The 15130-nt window shown below is 67.5% G+C and carries 17 protein-coding genes; 11 read left to right on the top strand and 6 right to left on the bottom strand.

Going from position 1 to position 15130, the window contains the following annotated elements; translation table 11 throughout:
• The first annotated feature begins 196 nt into the window (after positions 1-196).
• From BLU81_RS04625 to BLU81_RS04605, 6 genes are all read left to right on the top strand, one after another.
• Complete coding sequence (locus BLU81_RS04625; protein ID WP_092556590.1) at positions 197-508, top strand: type VII secretion target; 312 nt, start codon at positions 197-199, stop codon at positions 506-508.
• Positions 508-2961: a DUF6571 family protein gene (locus BLU81_RS04620; protein ID WP_092541918.1), complete on the top strand. Its 2454-nt coding sequence runs from the start codon at positions 508-510 to the stop codon at positions 2959-2961. The genes BLU81_RS04625 and BLU81_RS04620 overlap by 1 nt, the downstream gene beginning before the upstream one ends.
• Positions 2913-3620, top strand: coding sequence for a hypothetical protein (locus tag BLU81_RS04615; RefSeq protein ID WP_231954162.1), 708 nt, complete (start codon positions 2913-2915; stop codon positions 3618-3620). The genes BLU81_RS04620 and BLU81_RS04615 overlap by 49 nt, the downstream gene beginning before the upstream one ends.
• 137 nt (positions 3621-3757) lie before the next feature.
• The gene (locus tag BLU81_RS04610; RefSeq protein WP_092541916.1) at positions 3758-4138 is read left to right on the top strand and encodes a hypothetical protein; all 381 of its coding nucleotides are present in this window, start codon (positions 3758-3760) and stop codon (positions 4136-4138) included.
• A complete protein-coding gene (locus BLU81_RS47585) occupies positions 4139-4297 on the top strand; it encodes a hypothetical protein (protein WP_157751233.1) in 159 nt (52 codons plus the stop codon).
• Positions 4290-4862: a hypothetical protein gene (locus BLU81_RS04605; RefSeq protein WP_092541914.1), complete on the top strand. Its 573-nt coding sequence runs from the start codon at positions 4290-4292 to the stop codon at positions 4860-4862. The genes BLU81_RS47585 and BLU81_RS04605 overlap by 8 nt, the downstream gene beginning before the upstream one ends.
• 42 nt (positions 4863-4904) lie before the next feature.
• On the opposite strand, the gene BLU81_RS04600 is transcribed toward BLU81_RS04605, so the two are convergent.
• The 3 genes from BLU81_RS04600 to BLU81_RS04590 all read right to left on the bottom strand — a co-directional run bounded on the left by BLU81_RS04600 (position 4905) and on the right by BLU81_RS04590 (position 9119).
• A complete protein-coding gene (locus tag BLU81_RS04600) occupies positions 4905-5900 on the bottom strand; it encodes a WxL protein peptidoglycan domain-containing protein (RefSeq protein ID WP_092541912.1) in 996 nt (331 codons plus the stop codon).
• Between the two features lie 63 nt (positions 5901-5963).
• On the bottom strand, positions 5964-7841 hold the full coding sequence (locus BLU81_RS04595) for a purple acid phosphatase family protein (RefSeq protein ID WP_092541910.1): 1878 nt from the start codon (positions 7839-7841) through the stop codon (positions 5964-5966).
• Positions 7842-7973: 132 nt separating this feature from the next.
• Positions 7974-9119, bottom strand: coding sequence for a HupE/UreJ family protein (locus BLU81_RS04590; protein ID WP_092541908.1), 1146 nt, complete (start codon positions 9117-9119; stop codon positions 7974-7976).
• 162 nt (positions 9120-9281) lie between these two features.
• On the opposite strand from BLU81_RS04590, the gene BLU81_RS04585 reads away from it, so the two are divergent.
• Positions 9282-9950 (top strand): type 1 periplasmic-binding domain-containing protein, encoded by a 669-nt coding sequence (locus tag BLU81_RS04585; protein ID WP_092541906.1) that lies wholly within the window; start codon positions 9282-9284, stop codon positions 9948-9950.
• A gap of 31 nt (positions 9951-9981) precedes the next feature.
• Here the strand turns inward: BLU81_RS04585 and BLU81_RS04580 are convergent, their stop codons facing one another.
• Positions 9982-10485: an MDR/zinc-dependent alcohol dehydrogenase-like family protein gene (locus BLU81_RS04580; protein WP_092541904.1), complete on the bottom strand. Its 504-nt coding sequence runs from the start codon at positions 10483-10485 to the stop codon at positions 9982-9984.
• 111 nt (positions 10486-10596) lie between these two features.
• A complete protein-coding gene (locus BLU81_RS04575) occupies positions 10597-10926 on the bottom strand; it encodes an ArsR/SmtB family transcription factor (RefSeq protein ID WP_231954161.1) in 330 nt (109 codons plus the stop codon).
• A 183-nt stretch (positions 10927-11109) separates the two neighbouring features.
• Here BLU81_RS04575 and BLU81_RS04570 point away from each other — a divergent pair, with 183 nt between their 5' ends.
• Both BLU81_RS04570 and BLU81_RS04565 read left to right on the top strand, forming a co-directional pair.
• The gene (locus tag BLU81_RS04570) at positions 11110-12123 is read left to right on the top strand and encodes a zinc-dependent alcohol dehydrogenase family protein (RefSeq protein ID WP_092541900.1); all 1014 of its coding nucleotides are present in this window, start codon (positions 11110-11112) and stop codon (positions 12121-12123) included.
• A 305-nt stretch (positions 12124-12428) separates the two neighbouring features.
• Positions 12429-12929, top strand: a complete 501-nt coding sequence (locus BLU81_RS04565; RefSeq protein WP_092541898.1) for a QsdR family transcriptional regulator — start codon at positions 12429-12431, stop codon at positions 12927-12929.
• A gap of 43 nt (positions 12930-12972) precedes the next feature.
• Here BLU81_RS04565 and BLU81_RS04560 read toward each other — a convergent pair whose 3' ends face one another.
• The gene (locus tag BLU81_RS04560; RefSeq protein ID WP_157751231.1) at positions 12973-13758 is read right to left on the bottom strand and encodes a hypothetical protein; all 786 of its coding nucleotides are present in this window, start codon (positions 13756-13758) and stop codon (positions 12973-12975) included.
• Between the two features lie 193 nt (positions 13759-13951).
• On the opposite strand from BLU81_RS04560, the gene BLU81_RS04555 reads away from it, so the two are divergent.
• Both BLU81_RS04555 and BLU81_RS04550 read left to right on the top strand, forming a co-directional pair.
• Entirely contained in the window at positions 13952-14611 is a 660-nt protein-coding gene (locus BLU81_RS04555) for a lytic polysaccharide monooxygenase auxiliary activity family 9 protein (protein WP_231954159.1), read from the top strand.
• Positions 14611-15129, top strand: a complete 519-nt coding sequence (locus tag BLU81_RS04550) for a hypothetical protein (protein ID WP_092541894.1) — start codon at positions 14611-14613, stop codon at positions 15127-15129. Before BLU81_RS04555 ends, BLU81_RS04550 begins: the two co-directional genes overlap by 1 nt.
• The last annotated feature ends 1 nt before the right edge of the window (position 15130 follow it).

Here is a 15130-nt window from a genome sequence, read left to right as displayed (position 1 = left end):
CGTTGGCGCGGGGACACCGGCTGCTGTCAGGTCCGGTGACCACCTCCGGCACAGCCCGCACCGCCAAGGCCGCCTTGACGCCGATGTCAGGTAGCTGACCGAAGAATCTGGACCGGCTCGGCGAACCGAGACATCGATGCCGGCGTACGTTCCGGTAGAGGCGCGCATCGCGGAACGTGACGGGGGGAGGGCGTCGATGCAACCGGGACAACTGGGGGTCGATGTGGTGGCCCTGCGTGTCATGGGTTCAGATCTCGCCGGTGCCGCCGTCACGTTGCTGGAGGCGATGAAGGCTGCCGGAACCGGCCTTGCACCTGCTGCTCAGCCCGGGTCATCGGCCGGGACGGCGGCGCAGGCCGCGGAGGCGGCTTGGTCGGCGAGTCTGGACCGGCTGACTGGCCGAGTGGAAAGGCTCGGCCGGACGATGACGGATGCCGCTGACAGCTATCAGGTCACCGACCGGGCCGGTGCTGACGAGTTGCGGCACAGCGGATCGCAGGTGGTCTGATGAGTGAGATGACGCTGCAGCTTCTCCTGGCGTTCGACGCCGCCCCGTGGCATGCGGCGGCAGAGCGGTGGCGGCAACTCGAGCGGGGTATCGACGACGCCACCGATCAGGTGATCCGGGGTACTCGTGACTTCTCGTTCGCCTGGCCGAGCGGTGCGGGTTCGGCCGCGACGTTGCAGGAGGCCGCCGCCGTGAGCGCCGCAGTGGGCAACGCCTACGGGCCGGCGCGGCGGATCCGGGAGGCGATGGATCAGCATGCGTATGCGATGGGCTCGCTGCGGCAGCAGGCCGAGAGCATCGTCGCAGCCGCCCAGCAGGGCGGCTACACCGTGGATACCGCGGCCGGGACGATCACTGCGCCCGCGTCCGCGTACATGGGCGGGAACCTGGACCGGACCGGCCGGGAGACCGGAATGCTGCTCAACGATTTGCGGTCGGTCGTGGAGTACGCGCGGGCGCAGGACGATGCGACGGCCGGGATCATCAACGAAAACGTGCCGTCAGCCCAGAGCGGTTTCGGGGCGAGCCCGCCCGGCGCGATCGTCCGGGCCACCGAGCTGGCGCGGAAGATCAAGGACCCGGCGTACCAGCCGACAGCCGCGGAGTTCGACGAACTGCTGGACCTTATCCAGACGTACGGCAGGGATCAGGTCTTCGCCTTTGATCTTCTCACCGCTCTCGGGCCGAAGGGCCTGCTGGAACTCAGCGGCACCCTCGCCACCTACCAGCTCGACTACCCCGGCAAGGACGCTGACAACGCCTTGTTCAACAACAACACCGCTGATCTGGTACGCGATCTGCAGAACGGCCTCGGAGTGATGCTGGGGACCGCGACCACCGAGACCGGCGCCACGACCGGGCTACGCGGCGAGACTTACGTGCCCGGACAGCACGAGCTGTCCAGTCAATGGGTCACCGATCTGATGGCCGCCGGGCGTAGCCGAATGGACATCGGCGACCCGTCCAGCCCGATGCGGTACGTGGAGGATGTCTACGGTTACCAGCTGCTCGGCCCGCTGCTGCACAGTGGTGGTTTCGACTCCGGGTTCCTGTCGACCATCGGTGGAGACATCGTCGACTTCGAGATCGAGCAGGGCAAGGGCAGCGACCTGTGGGGCGAGGCGCGTGGGGAGAACGTGCGCCTTGACTGGACCCAAGGACACGACGACAACAAGACGCCCGCCGGGTACGACCCGATGAACGGCCTGATGGACGCACTGTCTCGCAACGGCGAGGCTGGCCGGGACCTGCTCACCGGTGTCAGCGAGTACACCAGTGTCACCGACGCCCAAGGCGAGAGGCACGCGATTGAGCGGCTTCCTCGGCTGGACTACCTGCTCACCGACCGGGAGTGGAATCCGACGGCGGATACTCCTGGCGGGCCGGGTTGGACGGCCGAGGTGCTTGGGCACGGCGACGATTACAAGAGCAGCGCCCTCGACGACTTCGGCACCGCCCTCGAACGTGCCACGATCGGTCAGCCCGGCGAGGACTCGCGGCGCCTGGTCGAGGCGATCATCTTCGAGACCAACGTCGACGAAGAAGCCGAGGGCCTCGCGAACGGCGAGAACAATGGGGACACGAAGACCTTCGCGGAAACGGATCTGATCAAGCCGCAGCTGCGGGACTCGATAGGCACGATCATGTCGGCGTACATCGTCGACGTGAACGAGAACATCGCCGCCGGGCAGCCGACAGGTAGCGAGTCGTTCCGGGTCGATCAGACCCATATGTTGCGCTTTCTGGCCGACCTCGGCAAGGATCAGGGCGCGCACGGAACCATAACGGCGGCCGAGGCGGTGTATGCAGCTGGCACGTACGACAACATCCTTGCCGGTCGTCTGAACCCGGACGCCGACATCCATGCCAACGTGGACGCGATGCAGGTCATCTCGCACCGCCACGGCAGTGTGCTCGGCGCCGTCGATTTCGGGGCGGCTCTGGAGCAACACGCGACCAGCGCCGAGTCGGATGACAAACACAACACGAGCGTCGAGGACCGATACAAGATCGCCGGCCCGCTCGCTGAGATGGTCGTGGGCGCGGCGACCTCACGAGTGCCCGGCGCCAGCGACCTGATCAACGGATTCGCCGGCAACGTGCTCAGCGATCTCGAAGAGAGCGGGAAGATCGACAGTAGCGGCCGGGTCACGTACGAGGTTGGCGCCATGTTAGGCGGCAGCCGCGCCGCCGCGGTTGCCGGCACCGAAGCGGCGCTCCTGTACAGCGGCAGACTCGAAGGCCTGCCCGACAGCCTCTTCGACCGGGGCGGCCATCTGAAGCCAATGGAAGAGTGGGCTGAAGAGGAGATCGTGGACTGGCGGGAGTACAAGGGTGATCGGGGCCTGGACACCGTCGGCAAGGCCGCCACCGAAGCAGCAGAGTCCTACCAGGGTGGCTACGCATGGGCACAAGGCCTCACGACCGAAGCGGCGAACGGTGGATCGAAGTGAAGTGGTGGGGTGCGGCGGTCGTTGCCGTGATGGTCTGCGCTGTAGCGGGAGGCTGCACGGATACCGATGCGCCCTCGAATCCGGGGGCATCGCCGTCGCCAGGTGTGATAGGTAGCGATGCGCCGGCGATGACTTTCGAGGAGGCATACCAGAAACTGCCGATGGACGGAACCAAGGAACTGCCGATCACCTGGGAGCCTGCTGGGGTGCCGGCGACAGAAGACCTCGTTGCCGCCAGGCGGAGTCTCGTGTTCAGCTATTGGCTGCGGAGCGAGACCGATTGGACCCCGATCATTCCGATCGGCCGGTTCCTCTTCACCGATAAGCACTACCAGGAGGTCCTTGCGCCGTCCGCCGAAGTCACGGACGCCGAGAACCCATCGAGGGGTCCTCTCTGGGCCAAGGCCATGGGCGTCGAGGAGACCGGCCCGGACGAGGCCCGGGTCACGTTCTGCACCGATCGCGGCTACTGGCGTGGTGTTGAGGACGCATCCGAGGTTCGCAAGGACCGAGCAAATCTCGAGTCGTACAGGATGACATACGTCCAAACCGGTGACGGCGAACGCCGATGGCTGACCAGTGGCCGGACCGACAACGCGGTCGACCGCGAGGAGCAGTACGGGGCGCAATGCACTGAGTGGGCCCAGCACCAGCTCTGAGAGTGCGATCGATCCGTAGGGTTTACCGAGGCCCTGCCGAAGGTAACGGGTCGGTAACGAAGATCGTCGTCGTGTGCCGTGGCGATGGGCGGGGGCGTGGAAGTCTCGACAATGTCCTCGGGAAGTAAGGACCCAGCATGCGAAAGCCCTTGCTCACGGCCATCGCCATCGGTGCCGTAGCCACCGGCTTGTGCGGCGCACTGGCCACTACCGCGATCGCCTCCACCGGTAACGGAGCCAAGCCGGTGGCCGTTGCCGCACCCGTACCGGCTCGGCAGTCCGTGTCCCACAACGCCGTCGCCCAGGCCAAGGCCGAGACGTCGGCGAACAAGGAACTGCTGCGCCTCCAGGAGAAGATCAAAGTAGGCGGGCCGTGGACCTCGGTGCAGGTCGCCGAGATGAACCGACTGGTGAAGGAGTTGAAGGCGGACGGCAAGGCAACGTGGGAACAGCTCACCTGGCTCGCCCTGACGCCCGCCGAGAAACTCGAAAACGCCGCCCCGGTGGGTCGTAACTGAGTGGAGCACCAGCACACCGGTGATCGGGAGCAGGTGGCCGCCCAGCTGAATCTGCGCGTCAGTACAGTCCGTGGTCGCCTCGCCCGGGCCCGCTCGATCCTGACCCGGCACGTCGCCACCGACACCGATGCGGAAGGACAGGTATCCCGTCATGTCTGATCCTCGCGACAGCCTCCGCCGCCTGGTCGAAGAGGGCGCTCTCGCCGCCCGGCAGCCGCCGTCGGCGAGCCTGCACCGCCGCGCCCAGCGCCGCCGCACGGCCCGCGGCGCCGCCATCGCGGTGGTCCTGGTCGCCGCCGCCACCGCTGCTCTTCCGCTGACCCGCCACGACCGCTATCAGCCCACCCCGGCGACGACAGCCGACCCCCGGACACTGACCGCCGATCCGGCGACGACCGTCTCCGGCGGCCTCATCACGATCTCCGGCGCCGGCTGTACACCGGGCCGGGCCGGGTCGGTCGGCCTTCGCTGGGACCGGGGCGCCCCGCTGAGCCCGACGATGGCGCAGCGAAAGGAGCAGCCGAGCCCGCTGGCCACCGCACCCACCGCCGGCAGCCGCGACCTGACCACGACGACCGACCTCGCCACCGGAACCTTCACCGTGCGGGCCACGATTCCCGCCGACGTCACGATCCGCACCCCGATCCTGTGGGCCCGGTGTCCGGCCCCGGGCATCACGAACCCACTGACCCAGTCCTTCCCGATCCAGATCCACAACCCCTGAACACCCGTTTCCGCACCGGACGGCAAGGTCACGTACACGGTGTCAGTGAGCGGTGTCCTTCTCGCGCAGGGCCTGTTCGACCGCTTCGCGGACGCGTTCGTCCTCGCGTTCCTTGCGACGGGCGCGCCGCTTGCGGTTCAGGACCACGACGAGGATCACGAGCGCGATGAGTACGGCCACCAGCAGCGTGATCATCCACGGGAACGCCCAGGTGGTGGCGGTGGCGGTGACCGGATTCAGGGCGGTCGTCGAGCCGGATGCGTCGGTCAGCAACGGTGTGACCGTGGCCGTCGCGGTCAGCAGCAGCGCCGGGGTGACGTTCGAGATCGGGACCTTGACCTGCCAGGACTCGCCGGGCAGTAGTTCCGGTGGGGTGACGATTCCGGTGGCGTCGGCGCGGAACCAGCCGAACGGGCCGCTGACCGTGACCGCCTGACTGGCCGTCTGCACGGCGTTGCCGGTGTTGTGGATCGTGTAGGAGACCGTCGCCGAACCGTCGTGATAGTCGGCGTCCAGGTTCTCGATGGCCAGGGCGGGAGCCAGGTCGCCCGCCACCCGGAGCTTGATCTTGATGCCTAGGCGGCGTTCGACGTTGACGTTCGCGGTCTTGTCGGGGGCGGTCAGGGAGGTGACGATGCCGCCGACGTGGTCGCCGGGCGTGGCGTCGGCGGGGACCGTGATGGTGAACGGCACTTCGACGGTCCTGCCGGGGGCCACGGTCACGGCGGTGCTCGTCGGACGTACCCAAGCGCCGATGGCTTTTGATTTCTTGTCGCCGGTCAGCAGGTCCAGCTGGCCGGCGTCGGTGGTGTAGCCGTCGGCCGTGTAGACCTTCAGGTTCACCGCCTCGGTGCCCTTGTTGGCGACGACCATGGCGTCACTGGTGGTGGTGCCGGGGCTGACGTCGTAGCCGAAGCTCGACCGGGTGGCGCCGAGGCTGTTGGAGGCGGTGCGCACCGTCCAGGTGACGTCGCCGTCGGCGGCCTGGACAGGGGGTATCGCCAGGGCGGCCAGCAGGGCGACAACGACGGTCTTCATCAGTGAGTGCTCCTAGAAGAAGTGGGCGGGCGCCGGAGGACGCCCGCCCACCAGGGGGTGCGATCAGCTGCTCAGCGCGGTGATCGTCAAGGTGGTGCGGTAGTTGCCCTTCTCGGCTTCGCCCGGGATCTTCAGATCCAGGTCGGCGCCGAGCACTGCCGTGCCGCGGGCGTGTCCCTGTTCCGCGTAGCCGAGGCCACGGGAGACCGACAGGCCCTTGCCGTCGTCGTCGTAACCGGAGGCCACGTCGGCTCCGGTTTCGGCGCCGGCACCGGCGGTCGCCAGGTACGGTCCCCAGCCCAGGTAGGAGCCGGAGAACTTCTTGTCCGCGTCGGTGAAGTCGCCGACGCTGGCCGAGATCGACCACGGCGAGAGGGAGCGGCGGCTGTCCGACACCTTGATCGGGTTGATCTTGCCGGTGGCGGCGAAGTACTCGCCGTTCGTCTCGACCGCGGTGCCGAGGTCGACCAGGTCGTTGTGGCCGTCGATGGTCCAGCCGAACTCGCCGGGAACCGCCGTCGGCACGCCGACCTGGATCTGCTGGCCGTCACCGTGGTAGGGGCGGACCGTCACCTTGTCGACGATCGAGCCGACCGGCTGACCGGCCTCGGTGGAGGCGGCGCTGCGGACGTTCGCCACGACCAGCTTGTCGTTGCGGACCTCGACCTTGACGTACGTGCGGGCGTGCTCCTGGTTCTGGACCGAGTTGTACCAGTAGTTCGCCGGTTTCAACGGGTCCGGGCCGTTGGTGCCGCTGGCGTCCGGCTTGGTGATGTCGTAGTACTTCGAACCCGACGCCGAGTTCGAGGTCACGTACAGCACACCACCGGGTCCGGCGAACACCTCGGCGTCACCGGGCTGCTCGTCGGAGTTCGCCTTCTGGCCGTTCTTGATCAGGTAACTGCGGGTGTAGACGTGGTCGTGACCCTGCAGCACCAGGTCCACGCCCAGATCCGAGAAGGTCGTCGGGAAGTCGACCCGGCGGACCTTCGCGTCGCTGTCCTTGGCGTGCGCAGCGGCGGAGTAGATCGAGTGGTGGTAGACCAGGACGGTCCACTTCGCCTCGGCACCGTGCTGTTTGACCACGTCGGTCACGTACTTGACGTGCGCCGCGTCGCCTCCGCCACCCTGCGAGGTGGCGTAGGAGTTGCTGTTCAGGTCGATGAACAGCGTGTCCTTGTAGACGTACCAGTAGTTGCCGCCCGAGGTGTTGGACGCCGGGTTGCCGTTGGAGTAGTACGAGCCCGAACGGTCGGTGTTCGGGGTGTAGAGGTGCTGCTCGTACGCCTTGCCGCCGACGTCGTGGTTGCCGATGGTGGCCACCCACGGGTACTGGCGCAGCTTGTCGGAGGCCAGGAAGGCGTTCCACTGCGCTTCGGTGTTGGCGGTCTCCACCTGGTCGCCGCCGGACACCAGCAGTTCGGCGTTCGGGTTGGCGGCCAGCGAGACGTCCAGGGTGTCGGTCCAGCCGGCCTGGTCGTTGGCCACGTTGCCGGACGCCCCGATCTGCGGGTCGCCGTAGAACAGGAAGTCGTAGTCGCCTTCGAAGTCCTGTGTCTTGAACGGGTACGCCGCCGACCAGTTGCCTTCCGAGCCCACCCGGTACTGGTACGCGGTGTGTTCGGCGAGGCCGGTGATGGTGGCGTGCCGGTTGTAGCCGCCGCTGCTCGCGATGTTGGCCGAGCCGAGGGCGGCGAACGTCGGCGCGTTCGCCGGGAACTCGCCGCCGACCACCGAAGCGGCCGGGGCGAGCTGGACCGACTGGGTGGTGTCCGCCGAGGAGTACCAGCTCACGATGCGCTGGGTCTCGTTGGCGCCGACGCCCAGGACGACGGCGCTCAGCGTGGCGGAGTCGGCGGCGTAGGCGGGTGCGCCCAGGCCGCTGACGGCCACCGCCATCCCCAGGACGACTGCCCCGTTACGGATGAGGTGCGTTCTCATCGGTTTCCGTTCCGTAGATGAGAGAGATCGCTTCCCAGTGGGAAAGTTCGGGAAGCGGGGATCAAGCTCGTCCAGTCCGATGAACCGATCATTAACAAGATCAAGATCATTGATGGCGTACGCCGGAAGACCTCAGCTTCCCGTCAGGCGCTGCACGAACCAGATCAGCCCCATCGTGGACACCCCGGCCGCGATCACACCGGACACCCAGCGTGCCGTCCGGGGCGACCGTCGGCGCAGCAGTGTCAGCAGCGGGAAGGTGACCGCGATCAGAGCGAGCTGCACGGTCTCGATGCCCACGTTGAACACCAGCAGTGACCAGAGCAGCGTCCACGAGAACGGCTCGTCGATCCCGAGCGCACCGGCGAACCCGACTCCGTGCACGAGACCGAAGAGGAACACCACCGCGAGCCGGCCCGTGGCCGGGGTTTCTCGCCGCAACTGCCACAGGTCCCAGCCCGCTACCACCGCGATCGACAGGGCGATGATCGGTTCGACGATGCTGGCCGGCACCGTGACCAGGCCCAGAGCGGCCAGGATGAACGTCACCGAGTGGGCCGCGGTGAACGCCGACGCTGCCAGCACGATCTCCCGCAGGCGACGGGATCCGGCGATCAGCGCCAGCAGGAAGAGCACGTGGTCCAGTCCGAACAGCAGATGCTCGGCGCCGAGTACGAAGAACTCGGCGAACCGCTGGTACCAGGGCTGCGCGGTGGAGAACCCGGGCGTGCCCGCGTCCAGGGCGGCACTTCCGGTCCGGCCGCCGATCGCGTAGGTGACGATCGTCTTGGTGTCCCGGACGAACTCTTCGGACGCGGGGAACAGCACGCTGCGCAGTTCGTAGTCGCTTGCCGCCTGGCACGTCCAGTCGAGGACCAGGGTGGTGTACGGAACGTTCTCCCGCGTACCCATCCGGAAGCCCTCGACCGGAACCGGCACGCAGGCCCGGCCACCCGCAGCGACCGTGAAACGGCTGGTCACGTAGCCGACCGCGGTCGTGGCGTGGGTGTCCAGCGCGGCGGCCTGCGCTTGCGGGTCACCGGCTTCGAACGCCGCGGTGCCGTCCTGGAACAGGCCGTCGTTCCCACCGGAGTCGGCGGCCGACACGACGAACAGGTCGTACTCCAGCTCCAGCACGGTCCGGACGTGACCCTGTCCGGCGGCGGTGACATCGGCGTAGACGGTCGAGATGAATCCGTGTGCGGCGGCCGGGCCGGCGCCGATTCCGATCAGGACGGCGGCAGCGAGTGGAACCAGGAGACGGTGGAGCGATGACATGCGATGGCACGCTGCACCCCGCGGGTTAACAAGATCAAGATGCCGGGCGAACCGCTGACGACAACTCCGCGCAACCCGTGGACCAGCGCGGGATCCGGTGTAGGAAAGGGGTCGCTCCGTTCCCCCGGCAAAGCTCCGTTCCCCCGACAGAGGACGATCACCGTGCGCCGCCTTCTCCGGGCCGTCGTCTTGTTCACCGCGACCGCCGTCCTCGTCTCCGCCTGTGCCGACCACGACGACTGGTCCCGATCACGGCCCGCTCCGGCTCCGCTGGGCGCGCTCGGAACGGGCTTCACCGACCCGTCGGCGCCGCCCACCCCGGAAGCGATCATCACGCCGAGCCCGGGTTCGTGGTCGTCGGTGCGCCCGCCCGCCGGCTACCGGGTGGTCCTGCTGACCATCGGCACCGATGCCCCGGCGGAAGCACTGGTGACAGCGGTCCACGACTGGGCATCCGCGGAGGACGTGTCGCTACGGACGGTCACCGCGGACGCCACGAAACCCGTCGACGCGATCGTCGAGGCCATGGCGCTGCGACCGGATCTGATCGTCAGCGCCGGCAACGGCCTGATCGATCCGCTCGCCCTGGTCAGCCCCAGCCACCTCGACCAGCAGTTCCTGATCGTGGGCGCGGAGATCGCCGAACCGACCGCCAACGTGACAGCGGTCGACTGGACCGGCGCCTCGTTCCGCGGCGCGGGCCTCGGCGCGGCTTCGGCCTTCGACCCGGCGACGTTCACCGAGGCCCGGTGCGCGGCCGCGATCCGGGCGGGCGCGGCGGCTGTCCTGCACGACGTGACAGGTGTCGTCCTCTGGCTGGACCGCTACTGACGTCCTCTGGCTGGACCGCTACTGACCCCGATCAGGGAGTCAGGACGATCCCGTCCATCAGGCGCCCGTTCGGGGCGAGCCGGTCGATGAAGTCCGGCAGGTCAGGGCCGCCGACGATGTCGATGATGAGGTCGTACGCCGCATCGCCCTTCCCGGAACGATCCAGAACCTCCGTCGCCCCCAGGGCCCGAAGCCGCTCGCCCCATTGCGCTGACAACGTCGTCACCGCGACGGCTCCGGCTCCACCGCGGGCGGCGATCTCCACGGCCGCGATGCCGATGCTGCCCGCCGCCCCACGTACCAGAACGGTGTCTCCGGTCTTGAAGTGCGCGTGCTGGAGGGCGAAGTGCGCGACCGGCACCGGGCCACCGAGAGCCACCGCGTCCACGGAACTGACTCCGCCGGAAAGCTCGACGAAGTCCCCACCGACCCCGATCGCCTCGATCGCGATGACCACCTGCCCCGCCTCGGGTTCCGGGGCCGCGATCTCCACCAGCGCCATCCCGTCCGGGTTCCCGAACCGCTGAATCGCCACTGCTCGCACCATCGTTGCCCGCCTTCTCACCTCGGTAGACCGGGAACGTCAACCAGGCCCGACGACCACCCGGTGAAAGTGTGAGACCGCCGCGCACAAGCGCCTCACCTGCTATGAAACGCAGCCTGCCAGGACCGCCGGGAGCAGGCCGGGGAAACGGCTCTCCATCTCCTCCAGGCGCAGGGCGTTCATCTTCGTCGTGCCCACGTAGTACTGGCGGATCACCGCTGCCTCACGCAGCACGTTGAAGTGGTGCGTCAACGTCGAGACCGATACCGGCGCGTCGAACGTGCCGCAGCTCAACTCCTGGCCCGCCCGTGCCAGTTGAGAGACCACGCCGCGCCGCACGGGATCGACCAAAGCCTCCAGGACCTGCTGCAGGGAGACCTGCGAGACGTCAGGGTGCTCGATGATCCGGGGGGTGGCGCGGGGGCGGGGCACAGGCGTCTCCTCGGAGGGATCACAGTACGGATCTCCCATAGTACGACGCCGGTCGAATCAGCGACCTACATCAAGTTTGATGGAGCTGAAGTTTGACCATAATCGAGATTAGGTCGTACGGTGGCGGCTGTCGGCACTCGCCGAACGCCACCGCCACACCTGCGAACGGGACCGGTCCAACCAATGCGCGCTTGGAAACTCGACGACTTCGGCTTCGACAATCTGCACCTCTACGACGACGTGCCCGTACCCGTGCCCGGGCCTGGCGAGATCCTGGTCAAGGTCGCGGCCGCCGCGCTGAACTACCGGGACAAAGCCCTGGTGGAGGGCATCTACGCCCCCGAGAAGATGCCCAAGGGACTCATCCCGGTCGCGGACTTCGCCGGATCCGTCGCGGCCCTCGGCGAGGGAGTCACGAAGTTCGCCGTCGGTGACCGCGTGACCTCGCACTTCTACCTCGACTGGATCGACGGCCCGTGGCGCGAGTCCTACACCGACCGCCAGACCGGCGGGCCGCTCGACGGCGGCCTCGCCGAATACGCCGTGCTCACCGAGGCCGCCGCGATGTCCACGCCCGCGCACCTGTCCGACGAGGGGGCCGCCACCCTGCCGATCGCCGCACTCACCCCCTGGTTCGCGATGCGCGAGTACGGCGACATCGGCATCGGCGACACCGTGCTCGTGCAGGGCACCGGCGGCGTCTCCGTCTTCGCCACCCAGATCGCCACCGCACTCGGCGCCCGGGTCATCGGCACCTCCAGCAGCGACGACAAACTCAAACGCATCCGCGAACTCGGCGCCACCGACACCATCAACTACCGCACCACCCCCGACTGGGCCGCCGCCGCACTCGAACTCACCGGCGGCGAAGGCGTCGACATGGTCATCGACGTCGTCGGTGGTACCGGTCTCACCGACTCGGTCCGGGCCGTCAAAGGCTCCGGCATGGTCGCCGTCGTCGGATTCCTCGACGGCCAGACCTCGCCGCTCGACCTGATGAGCGTGATCTGGCGGCAAGCCCGCGTACAAGGAATCGCCGTCGGTCACGTCCGGGCGTTCGAACGCCTGCTCAGGTTCGTCGGCGAGCATCGAATCCGGCCGGTCGTCGACTCCGTCTTCGACCTCGAAGACGCCCGCGAGGCCTATGAACGCCTGAACCAGGGCCCTTTCGGGAAGGTAGTCATCAAGATCGCTTGACCCGGCCACCAGGCGCGGCTCGGCGATTCGGCGCCGACTCGGTGACCTCGGAAGGTCGAACGGGTGAGATCGGCGGCGGTTCGGGCGCGCGTGGGTCCGCGTTCCGGCCCCGATCAAGAGGGACAGCGCTGACGAGGCGGACAGGAATCGGGCGCGAAATCGTGTCCGGACGGTTCCGCAGGGTGATTCCCGGCAGTTGGTGATCGGCATTCGCGTGGTTAGCATCCCCTGGAGAAACAGGGAGAGTGTTCGCTTTGCCGGCTCGGCGTGTCATCGATTCTGAGGTGTTGCTGCGTAGTGCGGCGATGCATTACCTGAAGCACTCGACAATCGACATGGATCTGCTGGCGAGTGAGATGGTGATCAGCCGGGCGACTCTCTACCGGGCGGCCGGCAGCCGGGACGCTCTGTTCGGTGAGGTGTTCTGGGCGATCGGCCGGATCTTCCTGGCCGAGGCGGCCGGCGAGGCGACCGGGACCGGCGCGGACCGGGTGCTGTTCCTGTCGCGGGCGTTCGCCGAGATGGTCACCGGGGCCCAGCAGCTGAGACAGTTCGTGGCCGCGGAACCGCAGACCGCGGCGCGGGTGCTGCTCACCACCGCGACCGACGTGCACCACCGGGCGGTCGACGCGCAACTGGAGATCTTCCACGAGTCGGGTGTCACCGCTGATCCGGACGAACTGCGACTTCGGGCGTTCCTTTATGTGCGGCTGATGGAATCGGTGGTCTACAGCAGCGTACTGGGCGTGCCGGAAGTTGATTTCGATCTGGCCGAACCCGCACTGCGAGCCCTGCTCCCGGACTGACCGAAAAGGCGCCCCATCACCTGGGGCGCCTTTGTCAGAAGTGTCAGCCGCCCATTTTCTTGATGTCGGCGGCGGGCATCTCCATGGTCTCGCCGGCGGCCGGGGCCGTGACGGCGACGGGATCGCCGAAGGCGGAGTAGGACGTGACGGACTTGCCGGCGCCCTTGGCGACCCCGCTCATGTCCATCGTGACCTTGGTGAGGTATCCGTTCTCGACCTCGGCCGTGAACGGGATCGCCTTGAACTTCTCACCGGCCGCCGAGCCGATCGTGCTGGCCACGGTCGGTGCCTTGCTCATGTCGAGGGTGCCCTTGTAAGTGCCGCCCGAGCCGGTGACTCCGGAGGCGAGGGTGCTCAGCAGCTTGGCGGTGCTGCCGGGGTCGTTCTGCTCCACGCTCAGGGTGCCGGTCTGCTTGCTGGCGTCGACGTGCAGCCACTTCTTGCCGTTGCCGGCGTAGGAGCTGGCGATGCCGCCGCTGGCCTTGAAGTACAGGTCGTTGCCGACCCGCCGGATCTTGATGCCGCCGGCGGTGCCGAAGTCCGAATCCATCTCGACGAGTTCGTTCGGCGCGTCGAACACTCCTCCGAGTGTCATACCGCCGCTCTTCATCGCGATCTTGGCCGTTGTGGTGGCGGTCTTCTGGGAAGCCGCGACGAGCTCGCCCAGCGCGCCGGCCGGGACCGGGGCGGCACTGGTGGCGGCGGCCGACGAACCGGTGACCGTGGTGCCGGTGCTGGTCGTGGCGGTGTCGTCACCACTGCCGCAGGCGCCGAGCGCGGCGATCGTCGCCAACGCCACTCCGGCGATGCTCAAACGTGCCGTTTTCATGTTTTTCTCCCCCGGTTCGGAACATCAGCGGCCCACCCTAGACGACCCTGTCGATCTCAGCCTGGCCGGGGACGACCCCCAAACGCGCCAAACCAGATAGACATCGGTTGATATCCCGAAACATGGATGCAATGCTTTGGACACGGGAGCGCTCCCATGAGTCCGCAGAAACGCCGAAGAACGGAGGACCACCGTGCCCCCACACGAGTCCACTCAGTCCGGCCGCCGATTTGCTCAGGTGCTCGTCGTGCTGGTCGCCATGGTGATCGGCACGCTGCCCTGGAGCAGCCCGGCCCAGGCCCACGGCACCATCATCAACCCGGCCTCCCGCGCCTATCAGTGCTGGCAGACCTGGGGAAGTCAGCACACCAACCCGGCCATGCAAACCCAGGATCCGATGTGCTGGCAGGCGTTCCAGGCCAACCCGGACACCATGTGGAACTGGATGAGCGCGCTACGGGACGGTCTCGGCGCCCAGTTCCAGGCCAAGACCCCCGATGGCCAACTGTGCAGCAACGCCCTCACCCGCAACGACAGCCTGAACCGCCCCGGCGCCTGGAAGACCACGAACCTGACGAACAACTTCACCGTGCAGCTGTACGACCAGGCCAGTCACGGCGCCGACTATTTCAAGGTGTACGTCAGCAAACAGGGGTACAACCCGGTCACGCAGGCACTCGGCTGGGGGAACCTGGACTTCATCACTCAGACCGGTAAGTACGCGCCCGCGAACAACATCTCGTTCAACATCTCCACCTCGGGCTACACCGGTCACCACGTGCTCTTCGTCATCTGGCAGGCCTCCCATCTGGACCAGGCCTACATGTGGTGCAGCGACGTGAACTTCGGCTGATGAAGGCTCGCCACCTATGGGTTCTCGTGACCCTGACGTCCGTGTCGGCCGGTGTCTACGCACTGGCCGGCACGGACGAGCCCGCGGACCTGCGGGGACAGATCACGACCCGGATGCGTACGACCCTCGAACAGTCCAGCCCCGACCAGCATCAGCATGCCGGTCACGGCGCCGCCGAAGGCACGGTGATCTGCGGAGTCCGGGTCTACGGTTACGAACCGGCCGGCGCGGCCACCCTGACCGAGGTGAAGACCGTCTACGGTTTCCACCTCTGCGGCGTCGCAGGCCAGAAGCAGCCGTGGGACGTAGCGGTCAAGCTGGCCGGGCCGGTCATCCTGGACATGTCCACCGACCCGGCGGGCATCCAGGCGGTGGAAGCCACCGAGACCGTCCGGTACGTGGACCGGCTGTGGCAGATGTTCCCACCCCGGTACGCCGAGATGGCCGTCAAAGAAGCCCTGTCCCCGCAGGAGATGACCGACCTACGGCGCCGGTACGACGCCGCCGCCGAACTCTGAG

The organism is Actinoplanes derwentensis, assembly GCF_900104725.1.
Lineage (GTDB): Bacteria > Actinomycetota > Actinomycetes > Mycobacteriales > Micromonosporaceae > Actinoplanes > Actinoplanes derwentensis.
Note: the sequence above shows the minus strand (reverse complement) of the source record. Positions and strands in the feature narration are given on the sequence as shown.

Bases quoted from the DNA above. Each gene is read 5' to 3' on its own strand.
- BLU81_RS04600 (WP_092541912.1), bottom strand. From the start codon at position 5,900: ATGAAGACCGTCGTTGTCGCCCTGCTGGCCGCCCTGGCGATACCCCCT.
- BLU81_RS04625 (WP_092556590.1), top strand. From the start codon at position 197: ATGCAACCGGGACAACTGGGGGTCGATGTGGTGGCCCTGCGTGTCATG.
- BLU81_RS04620 (WP_092541918.1), top strand. From the start codon at position 508: ATGAGTGAGATGACGCTGCAGCTTCTCCTGGCGTTCGACGCCGCCCCG.
- BLU81_RS04610 (WP_092541916.1), top strand. From the start codon at position 3,758: ATGCGAAAGCCCTTGCTCACGGCCATCGCCATCGGTGCCGTAGCCACC.
- BLU81_RS04595 (WP_092541910.1), bottom strand. From the start codon at position 7,841: ATGAGAACGCACCTCATCCGTAACGGGGCAGTCGTCCTGGGGATGGCG.
- BLU81_RS04605 (WP_092541914.1), top strand. From the start codon at position 4,290: ATGTCTGATCCTCGCGACAGCCTCCGCCGCCTGGTCGAAGAGGGCGCT.
- BLU81_RS04615 (WP_231954162.1), top strand. From the start codon at position 2,913: ATGGGCACAAGGCCTCACGACCGAAGCGGCGAACGGTGGATCGAAGTG.
- BLU81_RS04565 (WP_092541898.1), top strand. From the start codon at position 12,429: ATGCATTACCTGAAGCACTCGACAATCGACATGGATCTGCTGGCGAGT.
- BLU81_RS04560 (WP_157751231.1), bottom strand. From the start codon at position 13,758: ATGAAAACGGCACGTTTGAGCATCGCCGGAGTGGCGTTGGCGACGATC.
- BLU81_RS04590 (WP_092541908.1), bottom strand. From the start codon at position 9,119: ATGTCATCGCTCCACCGTCTCCTGGTTCCACTCGCTGCCGCCGTCCTG.
- BLU81_RS04550 (WP_092541894.1), top strand. From the start codon at position 14,611: ATGAAGGCTCGCCACCTATGGGTTCTCGTGACCCTGACGTCCGTGTCG.
- BLU81_RS04570 (WP_092541900.1), top strand. From the start codon at position 11,110: ATGCGCGCTTGGAAACTCGACGACTTCGGCTTCGACAATCTGCACCTC.